15 protein-coding genes are annotated in these 19,939 nt (G+C 43.9%); 10 read left to right on the forward strand and 5 right to left on the reverse strand.

Annotated elements, in window-relative coordinates:
• Nucleotides 1-5 precede the first annotated feature (5 nt).
• Complete coding sequence (locus KHS79_RS19745; protein WP_233468516.1) at nt 6-1,715, reverse strand: hypothetical protein; 1,710 nt, start codon at nt 1,713-1,715, stop codon at nt 6-8.
• A gap of 926 nt (nt 1,716-2,641) precedes the next feature.
• Here KHS79_RS19745 and nhaB point away from each other — a divergent pair.
• Complete coding sequence (gene nhaB, locus KHS79_RS19750) at nt 2,642-4,159, forward strand: sodium/proton antiporter NhaB (RefSeq protein WP_212721219.1); 1,518 nt, start codon at nt 2,642-2,644, stop codon at nt 4,157-4,159.
• Between the two features lie 72 nt (nt 4,160-4,231).
• Here the strand turns inward: nhaB and dnaQ are convergent, their stop codons facing one another.
• Genes dnaQ through KHS79_RS19765 form a run of 3 tightly spaced genes read right to left on the reverse strand, consistent with a single transcriptional unit; the run spans nt 4,232 to nt 6,236 of the window.
• Nucleotides 4,232-4,966: a DNA polymerase III subunit epsilon gene (gene dnaQ, locus KHS79_RS19755; protein ID WP_027707840.1), complete on the reverse strand. Its 735-nt coding sequence runs from the start codon at nt 4,964-4,966 to the stop codon at nt 4,232-4,234.
• 40 nt (nt 4,967-5,006) lie between these two features.
• The gene (gene rnhA / locus KHS79_RS19760; RefSeq protein WP_027707839.1) at nt 5,007-5,450 is read right to left on the reverse strand and encodes a ribonuclease HI; all 444 of its coding nucleotides are present in this window, start codon (nt 5,448-5,450) and stop codon (nt 5,007-5,009) included.
• Nucleotides 5,451-5,471: 21 nt separating this feature from the next.
• Nucleotides 5,472-6,236 (reverse strand): class I SAM-dependent methyltransferase, encoded by a 765-nt coding sequence (locus tag KHS79_RS19765; protein WP_212721220.1) that lies wholly within the window; start codon nt 6,234-6,236, stop codon nt 5,472-5,474.
• 159 nt (nt 6,237-6,395) lie between these two features.
• On the opposite strand from KHS79_RS19765, the gene gloB reads away from it, so the two are divergent.
• The 9 genes from gloB to KHS79_RS19810 all read left to right on the forward strand — a co-directional run bounded on the left by gloB (nt 6,396) and on the right by KHS79_RS19810 (nt 19,079).
• On the forward strand, nt 6,396-7,175 hold the full coding sequence (gene gloB, locus KHS79_RS19770) for a hydroxyacylglutathione hydrolase (protein ID WP_027707837.1): 780 nt from the start codon (nt 6,396-6,398) through the stop codon (nt 7,173-7,175).
• Nucleotides 7,176-7,432: 257 nt separating this feature from the next.
• Nucleotides 7,433-9,115 (forward strand): lytic transglycosylase, encoded by a 1,683-nt coding sequence (locus tag KHS79_RS19775; RefSeq protein WP_212721221.1) that lies wholly within the window; start codon nt 7,433-7,435, stop codon nt 9,113-9,115.
• A 255-nt stretch (nt 9,116-9,370) separates the two neighbouring features.
• Nucleotides 9,371-11,296 (forward strand): extracellular solute-binding protein, encoded by a 1,926-nt coding sequence (locus KHS79_RS19780; RefSeq protein ID WP_212721222.1) that lies wholly within the window; start codon nt 9,371-9,373, stop codon nt 11,294-11,296.
• A gap of 56 nt (nt 11,297-11,352) precedes the next feature.
• Nucleotides 11,353-13,200 carry an extracellular solute-binding protein gene (locus KHS79_RS19785; RefSeq protein ID WP_212721223.1) on the forward strand — a complete coding sequence of 616 codons (1,848 nt, stop codon included), beginning with the start codon at nt 11,353-11,355 and terminating at the stop codon, nt 13,198-13,200.
• Nucleotides 13,201-13,277: 77 nt separating this feature from the next.
• Nucleotides 13,278-14,354, forward strand: a complete 1,077-nt coding sequence (locus KHS79_RS19790; protein WP_094787637.1) for a microcin C ABC transporter permease YejB — start codon at nt 13,278-13,280, stop codon at nt 14,352-14,354.
• A gap of 2 nt (nt 14,355-14,356) precedes the next feature.
• Nucleotides 14,357-15,394 (forward strand): ABC transporter permease, encoded by a 1,038-nt coding sequence (locus KHS79_RS19795; RefSeq protein WP_456156800.1) that lies wholly within the window; start codon nt 14,357-14,359, stop codon nt 15,392-15,394.
• Nucleotides 15,391-16,971, forward strand: a complete 1,581-nt coding sequence (locus KHS79_RS19800) for an ABC transporter ATP-binding protein (RefSeq protein ID WP_212721225.1) — start codon at nt 15,391-15,393, stop codon at nt 16,969-16,971. The genes KHS79_RS19795 and KHS79_RS19800 overlap by 4 nt, the downstream gene beginning before the upstream one ends.
• 146 nt (nt 16,972-17,117) lie before the next feature.
• On the forward strand, nt 17,118-17,915 hold the full coding sequence (locus tag KHS79_RS19805; protein WP_094787639.1) for an enoyl-ACP reductase FabI: 798 nt from the start codon (nt 17,118-17,120) through the stop codon (nt 17,913-17,915).
• Nucleotides 17,916-18,239: 324 nt separating this feature from the next.
• On the forward strand, nt 18,240-19,079 hold the full coding sequence (locus tag KHS79_RS19810) for a substrate-binding periplasmic protein (RefSeq protein WP_212721227.1): 840 nt from the start codon (nt 18,240-18,242) through the stop codon (nt 19,077-19,079).
• 17 nt (nt 19,080-19,096) lie between these two features.
• On the opposite strand, the gene KHS79_RS19815 is transcribed toward KHS79_RS19810, so the two are convergent.
• Nucleotides 19,097-19,495, reverse strand: coding sequence for a DUF4870 domain-containing protein (locus KHS79_RS19815; protein ID WP_038290767.1), 399 nt, complete (start codon nt 19,493-19,495; stop codon nt 19,097-19,099).
• Nucleotides 19,496-19,939: the final 444 nt, after the last annotated feature.

Here is a 19,939-nt window from a genome sequence, read left to right on the forward strand (position 1 = left end):
TGTCGTTATGAAGCAGGCGTTGCTTGATAACTGGTTTTATAACCTAAGTCTGCCAAACTGGTTTCGGCCAACTCAAGTACTTCCTGGGCGGCTTGCTGTGTGCTTTCCATCCCTTCTAAGAAGTACTCTAAACTGGTCAAGGCATCAGCCAGGGTTTCCAGCATTTCTGTAGAAGGTGGCTCTGCACTTTTCATAATGCGCTCTTGAATAAAGCGATTGCAAGCATCAAGAACTGCTGAAGCACGTTCTAACCCTAAAAAGAAAAGTCCACCCCGTACCGCATCTAACGTAGCAGGAAGATTGCCTAAATGCATCTTATCCCAGTTCGACTCCATAAAAGCAGTAATGGCTCGTTTTGCCAAGGCTAACCCTGCTTGTGACTCCTCAACCACAACAATTCTTGCTTCAGTCAGTTGAGTATTAGCCATCGTTGATGACTCGCTGCCTGGAGTGGCATCATGACGAGAAGCTTTGACCATTGAGCTTTCTAAACTAGAAACCAGCGACTCGACATACAGGACAGTATCTGCGAGTTTCAGCAATTGCTCCTGATCTTGAACCTCACCAGCCTGCTGCCAACCTGCTACCACCTGTTGCTGTGACTTAAGGGACTTAGCCGCAGATAACAAGCCGACAACGATTAAGGTATTTGCTAAACGCCCCAGGCTATCATGCATATCAGAAAAGTCGTTTTCAGTATGTCCAGCTCCACGCTCAAGGAGATCAAGCATATCTTTAATTGTGGCCAGCTCTTCTTTGATCGCACTGGATACCGAACGGTAAACTTCGTTACCTGGTCCAGCCAAAATAGAGCGCTCTTCTGCTAGCCGGTGGTCATTAAACGGTAACGGTAGCAATCCAAAGGTTTTTTGCACCGCAGTAGCAAGCGGGCCCTTGCTACTAGCAAGAGCAATGTAATAAAGCAGCTCTTTAAGTATCGCCTTGGGCGGTTCAATATTCGCTAGTTCTTCAGTAGGTGACTGTAAGCGCTTTATCTGACGGTCAACGGAAGCAAGCAGCATTTTCCTGGGCTTAGTCACTTGCATTTCAACATCAGCAAAAGACTCTAATGCAGCACTGCCCACCCAAAGAAGCTTGGCAAAAGACTGTTTTCCATAAAGCCGGTACAGCCGTGTTAACGCACGCGACATTAACCGTGCACTGGAGTAAACATTCTCTTCTCGAATTAACCCTAACAGGCCCACTTGATACATCTGTCGTAATCGACGTGTACTTTGTCCTAACTCTTGGGTAGATAATTCTGCTGACTCATCAGGCTGGGGAATAGTGGAATCTAGACGAACTGTAAAGAAATGGCTTTCAGGAAGCGCAGCCTTTTTACGCGCACTTCGTAATTCATTAATTACTGTAATTAACAGTTCAGGAATTTCATTACGATTAAGTTGTAAATACTCCAGGTAACGATTCAACACAAATAGACCATTACCCAGTGCACTTAATGTATCATCTTTCTCTGCAGAAGCCCCTTCAGGAATATCAGTAGCCAACTCCAGCATTTCTTGCGCGAGTAGCTCCGCACCACTTACTTCGATAAGATTGAGTGTGCCTCGTATTTGCTGCAAATAATCTACACACGACTGGATATGAGAGCCATTTTCACGATCCTCAATAAAACTTTCCAAACTGTGTTCGGCATTCTGGATTGTGGCTTCCAGTTCATCACGAACCAAGCTTAAAGAAGAAGCACCCGCCATCAGATAGTAACTCCAAACATCATGGTATTAACAGCATGAAAAAAGCCAGAATTAACGCCGGCTTTGTCTAAACCCGTTAACGTAGTAAACATACTACAAATTTAGTGCACGAGTAGGAAACACTCGTAGTATGCCTGCATAACCTCAATGAATCTACTCAGGCTATGTGCTGCTACCCTGCGTAAAATTTAGCATCTCCAACATCATGTCTAATAACAGCACATCAATAAAGGTAATGACTTCAAGTATGTCATTATTTTAGTGATAAACACAACGAATAAGATGTACGACTGCAAAACTGCTTTATATTTTATAAGGCACGACGTCATGCAAAAACCGTTACCATACCTCTGTTAAATATAACAACTACCCTCTAAAAAGCGAGTATGTTGTACGTGATCTATCTGTACGACCTGCTGAAATCCTTGTTAGAAACTGCTTTTCTGAGAGAAAGTCGTTATAATTTATTTCACCTTGTCTTAAACTGATTTATATCATCGCCACTAAATTAGTGGTTGACTATATTAAAGTGCGCGTGTCGCCTTTGGTGGTAAGACCTGACCACAGATACCTTAACCTGGATTAAACTCACCTTAAAATGAGAGTGGGTCTTACCACCAAAGGCGAGGCGGTGCCACAAGCAACCATCTTATGTTGCAACAAGCCATGTCCTGAAATGGCTGTCAGTGTACTAATCTTCATTCAGTGCTGCGTTTATTTACGCAATATGCTTTAGTTTGGATTAGCCATTGACACCTGTGTGGTACACCTCTGCTTTTCGCAACAACGCCCTTCATGGCTTGCTAAAGCATTAAGTGTCCCTCGTATTAATGGATATTGGCACCTATAACCACTGGTTGCAGTGTTCAGTTGTTTGCATGTTGGTATATACCAACATGGCCAGTAACTTAAGTTAGGAATAGCGTATGCCTAGTTCTGTTAAAAGTGCATTTATGCACAACTTTCTGGGAAACTCAGCGGATTGGTACAAGTACACCATTCTGGCATTTTTAGTCATTAACCCATTGATTTTATTTATCTTACCTTCAGAGACAGGTCCCACAGTGGCCTCATGGTGTCTTGTATTAGAATTTATTTTTACACTGGCGATGGCATTAAAGTGCTACCCCCTCCAACCCGGGGGACTACTCGTCATCGAAGCCATGCTTTTGCGCCTCACCACACCTGATTCATTAGAGCATGAAGTATTCCAAAACTTCCCTGTCATTTTGCTACTGATGTTTATGGTAGCAGGTATCTATTTCATGAAAGATCTGCTGCTCTTTATATTCACCAAGATATTAATCGGTGTACGTTCAAAGCTGGTGCTATCACTGCTCTTCTCCATTGTTTCTGCAGTGTTATCTGCTTTTTTAGATGCATTGACCGTAACTGCCGTTATTATCAGCGTGGCCGTCGGCTTTTACACGGTTTACCACAAAGTTGCCTCGGGTAAAAAACTGCAACACCTTGACCATAACCATCATCAAGATGATATGGTGGTAGAGCTCCACCGCTCGGACCTTGAACAATTTCGCGCCTTCCTGCGTAACCTTATGATGCATGCTGCCATAGGTACTGCACTTGGTGGAGTCTGCACTGTCGTCGGCGAACCTCAAAACCTACTAATTGCTGAAAAAGTACAGTGGGAGTTTGTCGAGTTCTTTTTGCGCATGGCACCTGTCACCATGCCAGTATTTGTTGCCGGATTATTAACGCTGGTTGTATTAGAGAAAACCGGCTGGTTTGGCTATGGTGCAACACTACCAGTTGCTGTCCGCGAAATTTTAACCGAGCATGCTGAGATTGAGGCAGAAAAGCGTAATAACAAAGATATTGCCGCCCTTATAGTGCAAGCAATAGCGGGTATTATTCTCATGCTGGGCTTAGCCTTTCATGTGGCAGAGGTTGGTTTTATCGGGTTATTAGTAATTGTTTTGATTACTGCATTTACGGGTATTATTGAAGAGCACCAGTTAGGTAAAGCTTTTGAAGAAGCCTTACCCTTCACCTCTTTGCTTGTCGTCTTCTTTGGTATTGTTGCAGTGATACATGACCAGCACCTGTTTACCCCTATCATCAATGCAGTACTTGAAATGGATAAATCTGTTCAGCCAGGCATGTTCTTTTTGGCTAATGGTATTCTGTCCATGATCAGTGATAACGTGTTTGTAGCAACGGTTTACATTAATGAAGTCGTTGAGGCCTACAAAGCTAACCTCATCACTCGTGACCACCTAGATATGTTAGCTATCGCAATCAATACCGGCACTAACTTACCAAGTGTCGCCACACCTAATGGTCAGGCAGCCTTTCTATTCCTATTAACCTCAGCATTAGCTCCACTCATTCGCTTGAGCTATGGTCGAATGGTTATTATGGCCTTGCCCTATACCATTGTATTAACCATCGTAGGTTATCTCTGTGTATCAACATTAATCTAGTTGCTTGTTTAGCCAACCACTCTAAACCTTGGGTGGTTGGCTAAAACATTCTTACCAGTTCAGCACTTGCCATCAAACTTCTTGGTGCTGTTCACCCCCAGCCTCTAACTCATGCCACAAACAGGCACCACTGTCAGCCATCTGCTTGAGTTTTGCTTGATGGGTCTCGATTTCCTCAGCTGATGCCAGAATAACGGGTAGTGGAGAGCGATCGCTGGAAACCCGATGGATACGGCTAGCACCTTCTCCTTCATCATCACTATCTGCAGAACCCAACGATAACATGGTTTGCCCACCCGTCATGGTCAGGTAGACATCCGCCAGAATTTCCGCATCTAATAAGGCGCCATGATAAGTTCGAGCAGAGTTATCAACACCGTATCGCTTACACAACGCATCCAAACTATTCTTCTGCCCAGGATGTTTTTTCCGCGCCATGACTAAACTATCAGTGATCTGACAGATCGTATCGACGGCAGGTACTGGGGGCGAGAGAAGATTAAACTCGTGATTTATAAAGCCTACATCAAAGGGGGCATTATGAATAACAAGCTCTGCCCCTCTTACGAAAGCGACAAATTCTTCAACAATTTCATGGAAGCGCGGTTTATCCTGCAAAAATTCATTGGTAATACCATGAACTTGAACCGCACCCTCATCCACCTCTCGGTCTGGCTGGATATAGCAATGAAAGCTGCGTCCAGTATAACGACGGTTTTCCAGCTCAACACAACCTATTTCAATAATTCGATGCCCTTGAGAGGGTTCAAGACCTGTTGTTTCAGTATCTAAGACAACTATACGCATGGCAGCTCTTCTTAACTAAAATCCACAATCACTGATTAACCTATGATGACAAAACCTTTGTTACGCCTTGGTTTGCTAACTGGTCAGCCCGCTCATTATCAGGATGTCCATTGTGGGCCTTAACCCAACACCACTCCACCTGATGACGCTGAGCCTCAACATCCAATGCTTGCCAGAGATCAGCATTTTTAACGGGAGATTTACTGGCTGTTCGCCAGTTTCGACGCTTCCAGTTAGGCATCCACTCTGAAATACCTTTACGTAAGTATTCTGAATCCGTTGTCAGGCGCACTTTACAAGGACGTGTCAGGGCCTTTAGTCCTTCAATCGCGGCTGTTAACTCCATACGGTTATTGGTGGTTTCCAGCTCACCGCCACATAAGGTTTTTTCTTTGCGCTTGTAGCGCAATAACACCCCCCAGCCTCCTGGACCAGGATTACCTTTACACGCACCATCTGTAAAAATTTCTACTACCTGACTCAAACTATTCTCCACTTAAATCTTTCATCGTGTATTAGGTTCCACCAAGGTGGGAGTTGTCAGTGTTTCTCTTAACTGGCGCCACACAGGGCGAATAGGTGTCATCCCCGTTAACTCTCGAGTAGCCTTTAGTAAATACAGGCTACCAAAGGGTAAGTGCCAGCGTTCACAGCGTTTTTCCCAAGCAGGCTCAGCTATTTTCCCCTGCGCTATAGGCAACGTGAAGCCTGCGTATTGTAAATGATCAACAGAGAAGTTCAGTAATGTTAGCCAGTCCTGTAGCCGGCGCACAGCAATAAAGTTGGCGTATTTGCCACCCCGTTTATAGCGCTCTCTTAAACGCCGCGATGCCCCCCATAAACTCCACGGGTTAAACCCGACAATAATGATCTTGCCACCAGGAATAACAACTTTGCAGGCCTCTCTTAATAGTCGATGAGGACGTTCTACATAATCTAAACCATGGTGTATTAAGACCATATCGACACTTCTAGGCCTAAGCGGCCAGTGGCTTGGGGAAGCAATAATCTGTTGTGTCCCCCAAGCGGGCAATGAAAAAGGCGTTATTAATGTATGATGGGCAACTCGACTGGCTTGTAAAATTGAGGGCGTTTCACAAATACTCACAACAACGCCATGATAACCAAATACGCTTTCAAGTGTGTGATCCAAAAGCTGGTGACCCGAGGCAAGAAAACGCTTACCTACACCGGTTTGTAACCACTGGTGCAAAATGGGCAAGACTGCCGAGTAACTGGGTCGCTGCTTGACGTTACGCCAAAATTTCATAACACACTCATTAGCTAACTATACTCATAGCGAAGGGTTTTTATACCCCCTAGGGCACAAGAATAGTTCCAGTAACAAACCCTAGAAATGACTCGCGCAGGGTATACCGTATAATACCATTAATGATTTACTATAATTAATCTGTCAGGTGCGCGACATATGCTTTCTATATCACCTATTCCTGCATTTAATGATAATTATATCTGGCTCATCAGTGATACCAAAACTCACAAAGCGTGGGTTGTAGATCCTGGCGATGCGAAAGTTGTGATTGATACCCTACAGGAAAAGCAGTTACAGCTGGAAGGTATTCTCATCACTCATCACCACTTTGACCATATTGGTGGACTTAAAGCCCTCAAAAAACTCTTCAAGCCAACTACTTATGGCCCTGAAAGCGATGCTATTCATGACATCGACGTCCCACTAAAAGCAAATGATACGCTTACCTTGCTGAATCATAGTGTTAACGTAGTTGCAGTGCCGGGACATACGCTTGATCATATTGCCTATTTTTCTGAAACACTGCTTAGTCAGCCAGTATTATTTTGTGGTGACACCCTATTTGCGGGTGGATGTGGCCGCTTGTTTGAAGGATCGCCACAACAGCTTTACCAGTCCTTACAGCAGCTGGCTCACTTACCTGCAAACACATTAGTCTATTGTGCTCATGAATATACACAAAACAACCTTGCCTTTGCGCATACTGTTGAACCAGACAATGCTGAACTGGCAGCACGACGCCAACATGTAACACAGTTACGCAATAATCACCAACCGACCCTCCCCTCTACCATTGCCGAAGAGTTAAGTACTAACCCTTTTTTACGTTGCACAGAACTCACCGTAAAACAACGCTGTGAGTCGCATGTACAGCAAAGCCTGGCTAGTCCTGTTGATGTCTTTGCCACGTTACGGCGTTGGAAAGATCATTTCTGACAGCTTAACCCCCCTCGATTAAAACTACGCGATCCAACAAAAAAACACGCTCTTTATTATCATCAAGCCGCTTTTTGCGGCTTTTTTATTCTTTACATTTCACAGCATTTTGATGATATGCTACACACTTTTTTATAGATATATTTCAACAAATTTAAGCGCAATGACCTAAAGTTACCATAAACACTGCGACCTCCTTGTTCAGAAGTGCTCAGAAGGCTCGCCTCATAAAAAGTGTGTTACACAATCCTGGCCATATGATGTTGTATTATCAAAATGACTCTTTTGGGGGCAAAAAAGCCTACCGCCGAATACTTTGTTGTCTCGGACTCACGGGCACAGTCCTGCTTACAGGCTGTCAAACCAGTAAACCACTGACTGCTTCAAGTCAAGCTCCAGAGCCAGACCCTCCTCAATCTGTTTTCTCCTGGTTTCACCAAGAACCTGCAACCCAATCTCTCTCTGCAGAAGCTGCAGCCCGTGCGGATCAGGAAACATTGCAGCAAACTGACACAACATCATCAAACACAGTTCAGTTTAATAATGTTTGGCAGCGGATAAGCCAACAGTTTTCCCTACCCTACTCTGTTGACAATCCACGTATGCAGCGTGAGATCGCCTGGTTTAAAAGAAACCCCCGATATATCCAGCGAGTGAGTGAGCGAGCTGAACCCTACCTGTTTTACATTGCAGAACTGATTGAGCAACGTGGATTACCCACTGAATTGGCCTTGCTCCCTGTGATTGAAAGTGCCTATGATCCTTTTGCCTACTCACCAGGAAGGGCTTCAGGCCTCTGGCAGTTTATTCCCAGTACAGGAAAATATTTTGGACTTAAGCAAAATTGGTGGTATGACGGTCGCCGTGATGTGGTTGCTTCCACCAATGCAGCACTGGACTACTTAAGCAAACTTTACACACACCTCGGCGACTGGGAGCTAGCACTAGCCTCATACAATGCAGGAGAGGGAACCATTCTGAAGGCAATACGCCGTAATAAAGCCTCAGGAAAAGCTCAGGATTACTGGTCTCTCGACCTCCCCAGGGAAACCGAGCAGTATGTTCCACGCTTGCTGGCTTTAGCACATGTCATCGCTAACACTGAGCGTTACGGCATCCAAATGCCCACAGTTGCCAATAAGCCTTATTTTCAAAAGATCAAAACTCAAGGCCAAATCGACTTAGCCTTGGCCGCGGATATGGCTACCTTACCACTGGATAGGCTCTACCAGCTAAACCCAGGATTTAACCAGTGGGCTACTGATCCTAATGGTCCTCACTACTTACTGGTACCTATCTCTCAAGCCAAGCAGTTTCAAAATGCATTGCAAACACTTCCACCCAATAAACGTATGAAGTGGCAACGCTACCAGGTCAAACGAGGAGACTCGCTGATTGCTATCGCTCACCGTTTTCAAACACGGACCAAAGTCATCCAGCAAGCCAATAAACTCGCTAGTCACCGAATTCGTACAGGACAAACTCTGCTGATTCCCCAAGCCAGCCAGCTTTTAAGCCAATACACTAAAACCCGTACCCAACGCCGCCTTGGCAAACAAGCTCGGGTTGCAGCCCAAGGTAAATCCGTTTATTACAAAGTGAAGCGTGGAGACTCTTTTTGGCACATTGCCCGTCAATATGATGTCAGCGTCAAATCGCTCAGCAAATGGAATAATTTATCACCTCGAGACACCCTAAAGCCTGGTCAACGCCTGGTGATAAAATTGGCCAGTGCCAAATCAAGCACTCATGCCTCAAGAGATAAGCGCAAAGTAAGGCGCAAAGTGAACTATAAAGTACGTCAAGGAGACTCACTTTACAGAATTGCTACCCGCTTTAATGTGCGTGTAGATGATATTCAAGACTGGAATCAGCTACCACATACAAACCTAAAGCCAGGCCAGGCGCTTACTTTGTTTGTTAATGTGACTGGCACTTAATAGCCAGTCAACATTTCAATCCCTTATAACCTATTACTTGCTTAATAGGTTATACCCCTCCTCTTTTGAGTTTCTCGCCCTGTATTTGCAGCAGCCTTATTTGTAGTTAGAAAGAAACATCAATCTACCCAACATAATCCCTCTCGCCAGATATACTGTTAAGAGTAATCATTTCTAATCAAGTTACTGACTTATTAAAAAAAACATCACATGTAGTGCTTTCAACTCACGGTTAAACGACTCATGAGGGGTAAAATGCACCAGCAGGTTTTGCCAAAAGGCAATATCTCACGAAGATATTGGACTACTTTGACTTGGTTTCAGTGGCTGACTTTAGTTATGGGACTCTATAGTTTTCAGCATGTCTATACCAGTGAAGTACCAGTAACGACAAGCGAAAAAAAAATTACGTCAACTGTCGCTGACACTACTATTAAAGTCTCTGCCATAGCACTTCATGGTGAGCCAAAGTACCCAGACAACTTTAAGCATTTTAGCTATGTAAACCCCAGTGCCCCTAAAGGAGGCAAGATCACCCTATCAGCGCTAGGCACATTTGATACATTAAATCCTTACACTCTAAAAGGCACCAGCCCTGTAAACACCCCCGGGTTTTATGTATATGGCATTAATGAAAACAATGAAACCTTACTCATGGGCACCACAGGTGATAACCGAGTAGGCGATGAGTATCAAACAGCGTATGGTTTGATTGCGGAATACATTGAGTTTCCCAGCAATTATGAGTGGGTGATCTTCCACATTCGACCTGAAGCTCGTTTTCACAATGACACGCCGATTACGGCGCAAGATGTCGTTTTTTCATTCAATACATTAATCAAGAAAGGACATCCACGTTATAAGCTTGTTTATACTGATGTTAAAGATGCCTCCGCTGTAACAAAACAACAGGTAAAATTTTTACTCTCAGGCGACAGTCGTCGTAGTTTGATTCTCCGGCTTGGAGAGCTTCCAGTTTTATCTGCCACCTATTGGGCAGACCGCGATTTTGCCGCTACCACCCTTGAGCCACCCCTTAATAGTGGGCCTTATCGAATGACCAAGGTCGAGCCAGGGCGAAGTATTACCTTTGAGCGGGACGAGCAATACTGGGGAAAATCATTAGCCATTAATCAAGGGCGTTATAATTTTGATAGGGTAGAGTATATTTTTTTCCAAGAGAGTACGGTGGCATTTGAAGCATTTAAAGCCAGCCAATATGACTTTCGCATTGAACATATATCTAAGCAATGGGAAACCTCTTACTCTTTTCCTGCCGTTCACTCAGGTAAAGTTCTTAAAGTAGTTATTCCTCATCGTGAGCCTGCATCACTGCAAGGTTTTTTTTTAAACAGCCGACACTTTCCGTTTAATGATATTACAGCTCGAGAAGCGATTGCCTGGACATTCGATTTTGAATGGACCAACAAAGTCCTATTTTATGATGCTTACCAACGTTCGCACAGCTTGTTTGCCAACTCAGACTTAGGCAGCTTTGGCTCTCCAACACCGGAAGAGCGAAAACTACTCTCACAATTTAAACTACCCTCCCATATTAAAGAAAAAGCCTTCAAGCTACCTAATATTCATGATGGTACCATTCGTGACCGACAACGCATTGCCTTAAAAAAACTTCGTTCTGCAGGCTGGCGCATGCAACAAGGTAAGCTAGTCAATGCTCAGGGTAAGCCGTTTACTTTTGAGGCGCTTGAATATCAGCAAAGCAGCTCCCGCATACTGCTGCCTTTGCAAAAAAATCTGAAGCGAATAGGCATTGATATGCGTATTCGCATTGTTGATAGCGCTTCTTATCAAGAACGCCTTAAGCAATTTGATTTTGATATGACAACACTGGCACTGTCACAATCACTTGCACCTGGTCAAAACTTAAAATCGCTGTATCACTCATCACAAGCCACTACCCCAGGCTCACTCAACTTATCGGGTATTCAATTACCCGCTGTGGACCAACTCCTCACGATGATAACTAAGGCACACACCCGTGAGGAGCTTCAGCTATATACTCGTAGTTTGGATAGAATATTGCTCTGGCACTATTTTATTATTCCACACTGGCATTTAAATTATCATCGTGTAGCGTACTGGAAACATTTGCAAAGGCCTGCTATGTCACCACCCTATTCATTCTGTTTTGAGTGTTGGTGGGTAAATGATCAATAAGGACAGGAAAAATACAACTTATGTTAACTTGCCAAATAAAAAGAAAGCCTCACCCCATGAACATACTTTTTTTACTGGCAACCTTGCTAGGGTCTAGCTTTGGGCTTCATGCTGAAGAAAAAATTTATAAAAGTCATGCCATTACTATTCATGGTGAACCCAAATACCCAGCAGACTTTACCCATTTTGACTTTGTCAATCCAGCGGCCCCCAAAGGGGGAACACTTCATTTAGCAACGATCTCTTCAAGTGGTTTTGATAGTTTAAACCCCTTTATTGTTAAGGGCATTCCTGCCAGTGGCTTGACCTACTTGTACAACAATTATTTTTACGACACGCTGCTTTATCACAGCGAAGATGAGCCTTTTACGATGTATGGTTTACTGGCCGAGCAGATGGAATGGCCTGAAAATCGCGCCTGGATTATTTTTCATCTACGCAAAAATATCCACTTTCATGATGGTCACCCGCTAACTGCAGAAGATGTCGTATTTAGCTTTAATTTATTACAAAAAGAAGGACACCCTCTTTATAAAACCTACTATGCCAATGTCAAACAGGTTGAGGCATTGGATAAATGGCGGGTGAAATTTACCTTCACACCTGGTGATAATCGTGAACTGGCAATGATTATCGGCCAATTTGCGGTTCTACCCAAACACTACTGGAGCCAGCATACGTTTAATAAAACCTCGCTGACCCCTCCCATTGGCAGTGGTCCTTATACCATCAGCCAGGTTGATGCAGGCCGCTCCATTACCTATCAACGAGATCCGAATTATTGGGGTAAAGACCTCCCTGTTAATCGCGGAAAATATAACTTTAATACTATTCGCTATGATTACTATCGTGATCCTACTGTCGCTATTGAAGCACTAAAAGCAGGTGAATATGACTTCCGCTCCGAAAATAGTGCCAAAAACTGGGCTACTCAATATCAAGGTAAGCTGTTTAACAACCAGGCAATGATAAAAAAAACACAGCCTAACTTATCTCATGCTGGCTTACAGGGCTTTATATACAACATCCGCCGGCCACTTTTTAGCGATAGCAAAGTGCGTCAGGCATTAAGCTATGCCTTCGATTTTGAGTGGGCCAATAAAAATTTGTTTTACAATAGCTATCAACGTACTGATAGTTTTTTTGAAAACTCTGAAATGGCCGCATCAGGCCTACCATCGCCCGCAGAATTAAAAATCCTTGAGCCATTTAAAAAAGAGCTTCCTGAAGCTCTGTTCACGCAAGCCTTTGAATTACCCAAAACCGATGGTTCAGGCAACAACCGTCAACAACTCCGGCAAGCGCTTCACTTATTGAAAGAAGCAGGTTACGTATTAAAAGAAGGCAAGTTAATCAACCAGCAAACCAATCAACCGTTCTCCTTTGAAATATTGCTTGCCCAACCGGAAATGGAGCGCATTGTCCTGCCATTTCAAGAAAACTTGAAAAAACTTGGCATTAATATGACGATCAGGCAAGTCGACACTCAGCAGTATATTAAACGTGTACAAAGTTTTGACTTTGATATGATTATTAGCTCATTTGGACAAAGCCAGTCACCAGGTAATGAACAACGTGATTTCTGGCATTCCTCACAGGCTGATATTACAGGTAGTCGTAACTATATCGGTATTAAAAATCCCGTTGTCGATCAGCTCGTCGAAAAAATCATCTCTGCCCCTAGCCGCGAAGCACTCATTAACTACTGTCGTGCTTTGGACCGCGTTTTATTATGGAATCACTATGTGATCCCTCAGTTTCATATCAATCAATATCGCCTGGTTTACTGGAACAAATTTGGTCAACCTGAGGTTACACCTAAATACAGCTTTACTTTAGATACCTGGTGGGAAGATCCTAAAAAAGCAGAAAAAATAAAGTCGTTCCGTAAAAAAGCCAACTAATACCCTGTGCTTACCTGTGGCCTAGCTTTACCCTCAGCGAAGGGTATCACTATGCGCATGCTTTAAGAGGCTTGTTGATGCTGGTATATATTATCCGACGCTTATTACTGATCATTCCCACCCTGTTTGGCATCATGCTTATTAACTTTATTATTATTCAGGCTGCCCCTGGCGGCCCTGTTGAGCAGATGCTAGCCCAACTACAGGGGCTGCAAACTGGATCAGGCAGTCGTCTTGGCGGCACCGGAGCCGACATTGCCCCAACAGATGGACAGTACCGAGGTGCTCAAGGTTTACGCCCAGAACTAATAGCAGAAATCAAGAAACTGTATGGGTTTGATAAACCACCTTCTGAACGCTTCTGGATGATGCTGAAAAACTATGCCACCTTTGAGTTTGGCCAAAGCTTCTTTCGGGATCGGGATGTCACTGATTTAATCATTGATAAATTACCCGTATCGATATCACTGGGGCTTTGGACGACATTATTAGTCTATTTAATATCGATCCCCTTAGGCATCAAAAAAGCAGTTAAACACGGTAGTCGTTTTGATGTTTGGACATCAACCACCATTATTGTGGGCTATGCCATTCCTAACTTTCTGTTTGCAATTTTACTTATCGTACTCTTTGCCGGTGGCAGCTACTTTAACTGGTTTCCACTCAGGGGACTGACTTCTAATCATTTTGACCAGCTGCCCTTTTGGCAACAAGTGCTGGATTATTTTTGGCACTTGGTACTGCCTATCACTGCCATGGTCGTGAGTGGCTTTGCCACCCTGACCATGCTGACGAAAAATTCTTTCTTAGATGAAATACATAAGCAGTATGTGCTAACTGCAAAAGCCAAGGGACTCACTGAAAAGCGAGTGTTATATGGGCACGTTTTTCGTAACGCCATGTTAATTGTCATCGCCCAGATCCCAGCGGCATTAGTCGGTATCTTTTTAACCAGCTCATTACTGATTGAAGTGGTATTTTCCCTTGATGGCTTAGGGTTACTTGGTTTTGAAGCGGCACTAAGCCGTGACTATCCCGTAGTTTTTGCCACCGTGTATATTTACACCTTAATTGGCTTACTCTTGAAGCTAGTTGGCGATATCACCTACATGATTATTGACCCTAGAATTGACTTTGAAAGCCGGGAAGGTTGAGTATGTGGATTATGCAAAGGTTGAGTCCCATCAATCAGCGACGCTGGCAAATATTTAAAAACAATCGGCGAGGCTATTACTCATTGTGGCTTTTTATTTTCCTATTTGGTTTTTCATTAGTGGCTGAATGGATTGCCAACGATAAGCCGGTGCTGATTAAGTTTCAGGATAGTTATTACTTTCCTGTTATCAAAACCTATTTCGAAACCGATTTTGGTGGAGAGTTTGCCTCAGAAGCAGACTATACAGACCCTTATGTACAGGAGTTAATAGAAGCAGAAGGCTGGTTAATTTGGCCTCCCATCCCCTTCAGCTATGACACAATTATTAAGGACCTTCCGGTGCCTGCACCCGCTCCTCCGTCGTCGGATAACTGGCTAGGCAGCGATGACAAAGCCCGTGATGTGGTGGCTAGAATTATATACGGCTTTCGTATTTCAGTTTTGTTTGCCCTGACACTCACTATCTTTAGTTCCATTATTGGCATCATTGTCGGGGCTGCTCAAGGTTATTATGGTGGTAAAGTTGACTTAATAGGACAACGCCTGATCGAAATATTTTCCGGGTTGCCCACCTTATATTTACTGATAATTTTATCCAGTTTTGTGAACCCAAATTTTTGGTGGCTGCTGGGTATTATGTTGTTATTCAGCTGGATGCAGCTCGTGGATTTAGTACGAGCAGAGTTTCTTAGGGCCAGGAATCTTGAGTATGTGCGTGCCGCTAGAGCACTAGGCATTAGCAACTCCATCATAATGTTTCGGCATATGCTACCCAATGCCATGGTGGCAACCCTAACCTATTTACCCTTTATTCTAACAGCCGCCATTTCGACATTAACCTCATTAGACTTTTTAGGCTTCGGACTCCCGGTAGGCTCCCCCTCACTAGGTGAGCTGGTCGCCCAAGGAAAAAATAACCTGCAAGCCCCTTGGCTGGGGTTATCAGCATTTATTACGCTCAGCCTAATTTTGACCTTATTGGTCTTTGTGGGGGAAGCCGCAAGAGATGCTTTTGACCCCAGGAAGCTCCCTCTATGAACCAACCGCCATTACTTGAAGTTGAAAACCTGATGATTCAATTTCGCCAGCAAACCGCCGTCCAAGAAATCAGCTTTAAGCTGAATACTGGGAAAACCTTAGCATTGGTTGGGGAAAGTGGCTCTGGAAAATCTGTCACCGCGCTAGCCACTTTGGGACTTCTCCCAGAACAAGCACACTTTCCCAAAGGCAGTGTCCGCTGGCAAGGACAGGAATTATTGGGCGCAACCAATGAAGCCTTAAGACGTATTCGCGGTAATCGTGTCGGCATGATTTTTCAAGAACCTATGACATCGCTCAACCCATTACACACCGTTGAAAAACAAATCGGTGAAGCCATTGTGTTACACCAAGGCACCACTCAGCATGAAGCCCGTCAACAGACTCTCACCTTACTTGAGCAAGTGGGTATCCGTGATGCTAGCCGTCGATTGCAGGCTTTTCCCCATGAATTATCTGGAGGACAGCGACAACGGGTAATGATTGCCATGGCTCTGGCCAATAAGCCTGACCTGCTGATTGCTGATGAACCTACCACCGCTTTGGATGTCACCGTTCAACGACAAATCTTAGAATTGCTCAAATCATTACAGCAGCAAACCAACATGGCACTCCTGTTGATTAGCCATGACCTGAACCTGGTTGAGCATATGGCGGATGATGTCTGTGTTATGCAGCAAGGGCAGGTAGTTGAACAAGGTCCAGTCCATTCTGTTTTCAAATCCCCACAGCACGAATATACTCAACATTTACTGGCGTCTATCCCGACTGGTCATCCCCAGCCACTCCCAGAGCAAACTAAAACCATTCTTGACGTTGACCAGCTTAAGGTTTGGTTCCCAATATACAAAGGCATTTTCAAGCGCGTTTCGGGGCATGTTCGTGCCGTTGATGATATTAGTTTTTCACTCAAACAAGGCGAAACCCTAGGGATCGTCGGCGAAAGTGGATCGGGAAAATCAACGCTTGGCTTTGCCTTGTTGAAGCTGGTCAATGCACAAGGCACCATGACCTTTAATGGCAACCCCATCCACCAGTTAAAACAAAAGGCATTCCGCCCCCTGCGACGTTCTATCCAAATTGTATTTCAGGACCCTTTTGGCAGTCTGAATCCTAGAATGACCATTGCCCAGATTGTTGGTGAAGGGTTGATTGTGCATCAAGCGGAACAAGCAGAGCAGCATGCTCAGTGGATAGCTCAAGCATTAGAGGATGTCGGCTTACCTTCCGATGTCCAGCATCGCTACCCTCACGAGTTTTCGGGAGGGCAACGTCAGCGGATCGCTATTGCCCGCGCACTGGTACTACGACCTGAACTCATTATTTTAGATGAGCCTACTTCAGCCCTTGACCGGACCATTCAACGGCAAATACTCGATTTATTAAAGTCATTACAACAAAAGTATCAACTCAGTTATATATTCATCAGTCATGATTTGGCTGTTGTCAAAGCTATCAGCCATAAAGTGGTGGTAATGCAGTTTGGCAAAGTCGTTGAGCAAGGGGCTGCCCAGCAGGTGCTCGAAAAACCTCAACACCCCTACACACAAAGCTTATTACAGGCTGCCTTTTGGTAAGCTAAAGGAAAAAAAGGCTGGTTAACATAAAGACACACTGATAGGTCTCGCCAGCGGGGCTTGGATTCTCTATACTTCACAGCCTTTAAGTCAACCCAACCATTTCTTGGGATTGATAGTCCCTCCCAAACTATAGGAAACAACATATGGGTTTTCTTGCTGGAAAGAAAGCATTAATCGTAGGTGTTGCCAGTAAACTCTCTATTGCTTCAGGTATCGCAGAAGCAATGCGTCGCGAAGGCGCCGAGCTGGCATTTACATATCAGAATGACAAGCTTAAGTCTCGAGTCGAAGATCTGGCTGCCAAACTAGGCTCATCGGCAGACCTCTGTTTTCCTTGCGATGTAAGCCGAGATGAAGATATTGAAAGCGTGTTTACTGAGCTTGCAAAACAGTGGGATGGCGTGGACATTATTGTGCACTCTGTAGGCTTCGCCCCTGGAGATCAACTTGAGGGTGACTTTGTTGATGCAACAACACGTGAAGGTTTCAAAATTGCTCACGACATCAGTGCTTACAGCTTTGTTGCCCTCGCTAAAGCAGGTCGTGAAATGATGCGTGGCCGCAATGGTGCCCTGTTAACGCTGTCATATCTTGGTGCTGAGCGAACTATTCCTAATTACAATGTCATGGGCTTGGCTAAAGCCAGCTTAGAAGCCTCAGTGCGTTATGCTGCAGCAGCAATGGGTCCAGAAGGAACCCGGGTAAATGCCATCTCTGCAGGTCCCATTCGTACACTGGCAGCTTCAGGCATTAAGAGCTTCCGTAAAATGCTCAGCTTTAGTGAGCAAAATACTCCACTGCGTCGCAATGTCACTATTGAAGAAGTAGGTAATGTCGCTGCTTTTCTATGCTCAGACCTGGCAAGCGGTATTACTGGTGAAATCACTCATGTTGATGGTGGTTTTAATGTCACAGCAATGGGCCAGCTTGAACAGAATTAATCTTCAATAACTGTTACCTTGCCCATAAAGCTCAACCCCTGCCAGGCTTGGTCGCTGCAGGTGGTTGAGTCCTTCTGCTACCCCTTCCTACTCCATTGACGCCTGCGCATACTTCAACAGTTTTTAGAACTACGATAACTAGCCTCACCGATTTAAAATCCTCGATGAACGGTCTTAAAGAAAACATGCTATAAACCTAAACCAGCAACCTGCACCTGCAATAAAAGATACATCCTGTGAAATCGAGCTTTATACTTATACTTTACAAGGTGCTTTTAGTAAACACCGAGTCCAGCAGCAGACATTTTTACGCATAAGCTTCCTATGAATTGCTCTAAGTTATTCACTTATACACTTCTATGCCTTTTGCTAAGCCTTGTCGCGTGCTTTAACCTGAATGCTGACTCAAACGTTTCAGTGACAACCTCAACTTCACCGCTACCTTCTCTCAAGCTTTTCACTGAGGAATGGCCTCCTATCACTTTCAGTGAAAACAACAAGCCTAAGGGATACGCGGTTGAGCTGATTCAAAAGCTTCTCACGATGCAAAGTCAAACATTACCTATTTACATTGTACCCTGGGCCAGAGGTTGGAAAATGATCAACAGTGAACCTAATGTTGTGCTATTTACCATGACACTGACGCCCCAGCGACAACAAGAGTTTACCTTGATAGGCCCAGTAGCTATTGGTCAAACAAATTTTTATGCTGCGAGGAATAGTCAACTGCACATCAACACATTAGAAGAGGCAAGACGTATACGAAGAATCGGCGTCTATCGGGATGCAGTTGAACAACAGTTACTGGAAAAGCAAAACTTCAATAATTTAGTGATTGTTTCCAAACCCATATACTCAGCACAGCAGTTAGTTCAGGGCCGAATCGAGTTATGGTGTACTGCTGACCTCACCATTGATGGCATTCTAAAAAAAGCTAATATTCCCACTAACTTAGTCAAACCAGTTTTCACATTACGGAAGAACTTACTGTATATCGCTTTTTCCGCAGGGTCACATCCTGCTCATATCGATAGCTGGCATCAGCAACTGCAACAACTTCATCAAAATGGCTGGATGAAAAATCTACATCAAAAGTGGCTTCCGCTGACACAATTCCCAAAAGCTATTGAAAAACTGACACCCCGTGACCCTTCCAAACATTAATTAAATTGTTAGTCACATTAACTAATGAGGCGGATTGCAAATGGGTAGCGATAATCTTCACCATTGCTGACTTTGATACTCGCCATAATAATAAAAATGGCGTGTACTAACATTGCAATCGGCAACAACACAAATCCAATAAGAACAAAAAGCAGCACAGTGCAAACAACATAAATCAATAAAAAGGTTATTTGAAAATTAACCGATTCAACACCATGTTTAGCCACCAGGGGCATCGTATCTTTTTTAACCAACCAAATGATGAGTGGCGCAAGAATAAAACCAAAAGGTACTAATATGCCTGTAAATGCGGAAAGATGGCATGCCATTGCCCAATTTCGCTCTTCAGCAGAAGGTATGTCACTAGAGGAATGTTCCTCTACTTGCTTAACGGGTTTTTGTTCCTGCTCGTCCATATTTCCTCCTCAATATACACCACTAAAGTAACCACCTAGAACAAGAGTAACCACTGAGACTAAGCCCATACTTGTTGTATAACTGTGTAAAGGTTTAAGGATAGATCATGCTAAAAAACTAGCACTCACGCTCCAAAGTGGACATTCAGTCAACTCTCACTAGAGTAGACTGATAAACACATAGCAAAAAACTGGACATTAATAAAAATTTATATTAAAAAGCGTACCACATATGCGACAAAAAACGTACAACATTAATAAATTCTAAATTAGAATATCTACCATCAACAAAAAAGCCCAACCTGATGAAAGCTTAGCTATGAATCAATATTGTCAATTTAGTACAGCCTTATATTAATCCAAACGCCTCTGAGGCTTATTACACTAAAAAGTTTTATACAGTTTTTCTTAAACATCTATTACAAATAGGTATATTTAAAAACC

The organism is Zooshikella ganghwensis, from assembly GCF_018263875.1.
GTDB lineage: Bacteria > Pseudomonadota > Gammaproteobacteria > Pseudomonadales > Zooshikellaceae > Zooshikella > Zooshikella ganghwensis.

Coding starts and splice junctions, on each gene's coding strand:
- KHS79_RS19785 (WP_212721223.1), top strand. CDS start 11,353: ATGAACATACTTTTTTTACTGGCAACCTTGCTAGGGTCTAGCTTTGGG.
- KHS79_RS19805 (WP_094787639.1), top strand. CDS start 17,118: ATGGGTTTTCTTGCTGGAAAGAAAGCATTAATCGTAGGTGTTGCCAGT.
- dnaQ (WP_027707840.1), bottom strand. CDS start 4,966: ATGCGTATAGTTGTCTTAGATACTGAAACAACAGGTCTTGAACCCTCT.
- KHS79_RS19780 (WP_212721222.1), top strand. CDS start 9,371: ATGCACCAGCAGGTTTTGCCAAAAGGCAATATCTCACGAAGATATTGG.
- KHS79_RS19745 (WP_233468516.1), bottom strand. CDS start 1,715: ATGGCGGGTGCTTCTTCTTTAAGCTTGGTTCGTGATGAACTGGAAGCC.
- KHS79_RS19795 (WP_456156800.1), top strand. CDS start 14,357: ATGTGGATTATGCAAAGGTTGAGTCCCATCAATCAGCGACGCTGGCAA.
- KHS79_RS19775 (WP_212721221.1), top strand. CDS start 7,433: ATGATGTTGTATTATCAAAATGACTCTTTTGGGGGCAAAAAAGCCTAC.
- gloB (WP_027707837.1), top strand. CDS start 6,396: ATGCTTTCTATATCACCTATTCCTGCATTTAATGATAATTATATCTGG.
- KHS79_RS19800 (WP_212721225.1), top strand. CDS start 15,391: ATGAACCAACCGCCATTACTTGAAGTTGAAAACCTGATGATTCAATTT.
- nhaB (WP_212721219.1), top strand. CDS start 2,642: ATGCCTAGTTCTGTTAAAAGTGCATTTATGCACAACTTTCTGGGAAAC.
- KHS79_RS19815 (WP_038290767.1), bottom strand. CDS start 19,495: ATGGACGAGCAGGAACAAAAACCCGTTAAGCAAGTAGAGGAACATTCC.
- KHS79_RS19765 (WP_212721220.1), bottom strand. CDS start 6,236: ATGAAATTTTGGCGTAACGTCAAGCAGCGACCCAGTTACTCGGCAGTC.
- KHS79_RS19810 (WP_212721227.1), top strand. CDS start 18,240: ATGAATTGCTCTAAGTTATTCACTTATACACTTCTATGCCTTTTGCTA.
- KHS79_RS19790 (WP_094787637.1), top strand. CDS start 13,278: ATGCTGGTATATATTATCCGACGCTTATTACTGATCATTCCCACCCTG.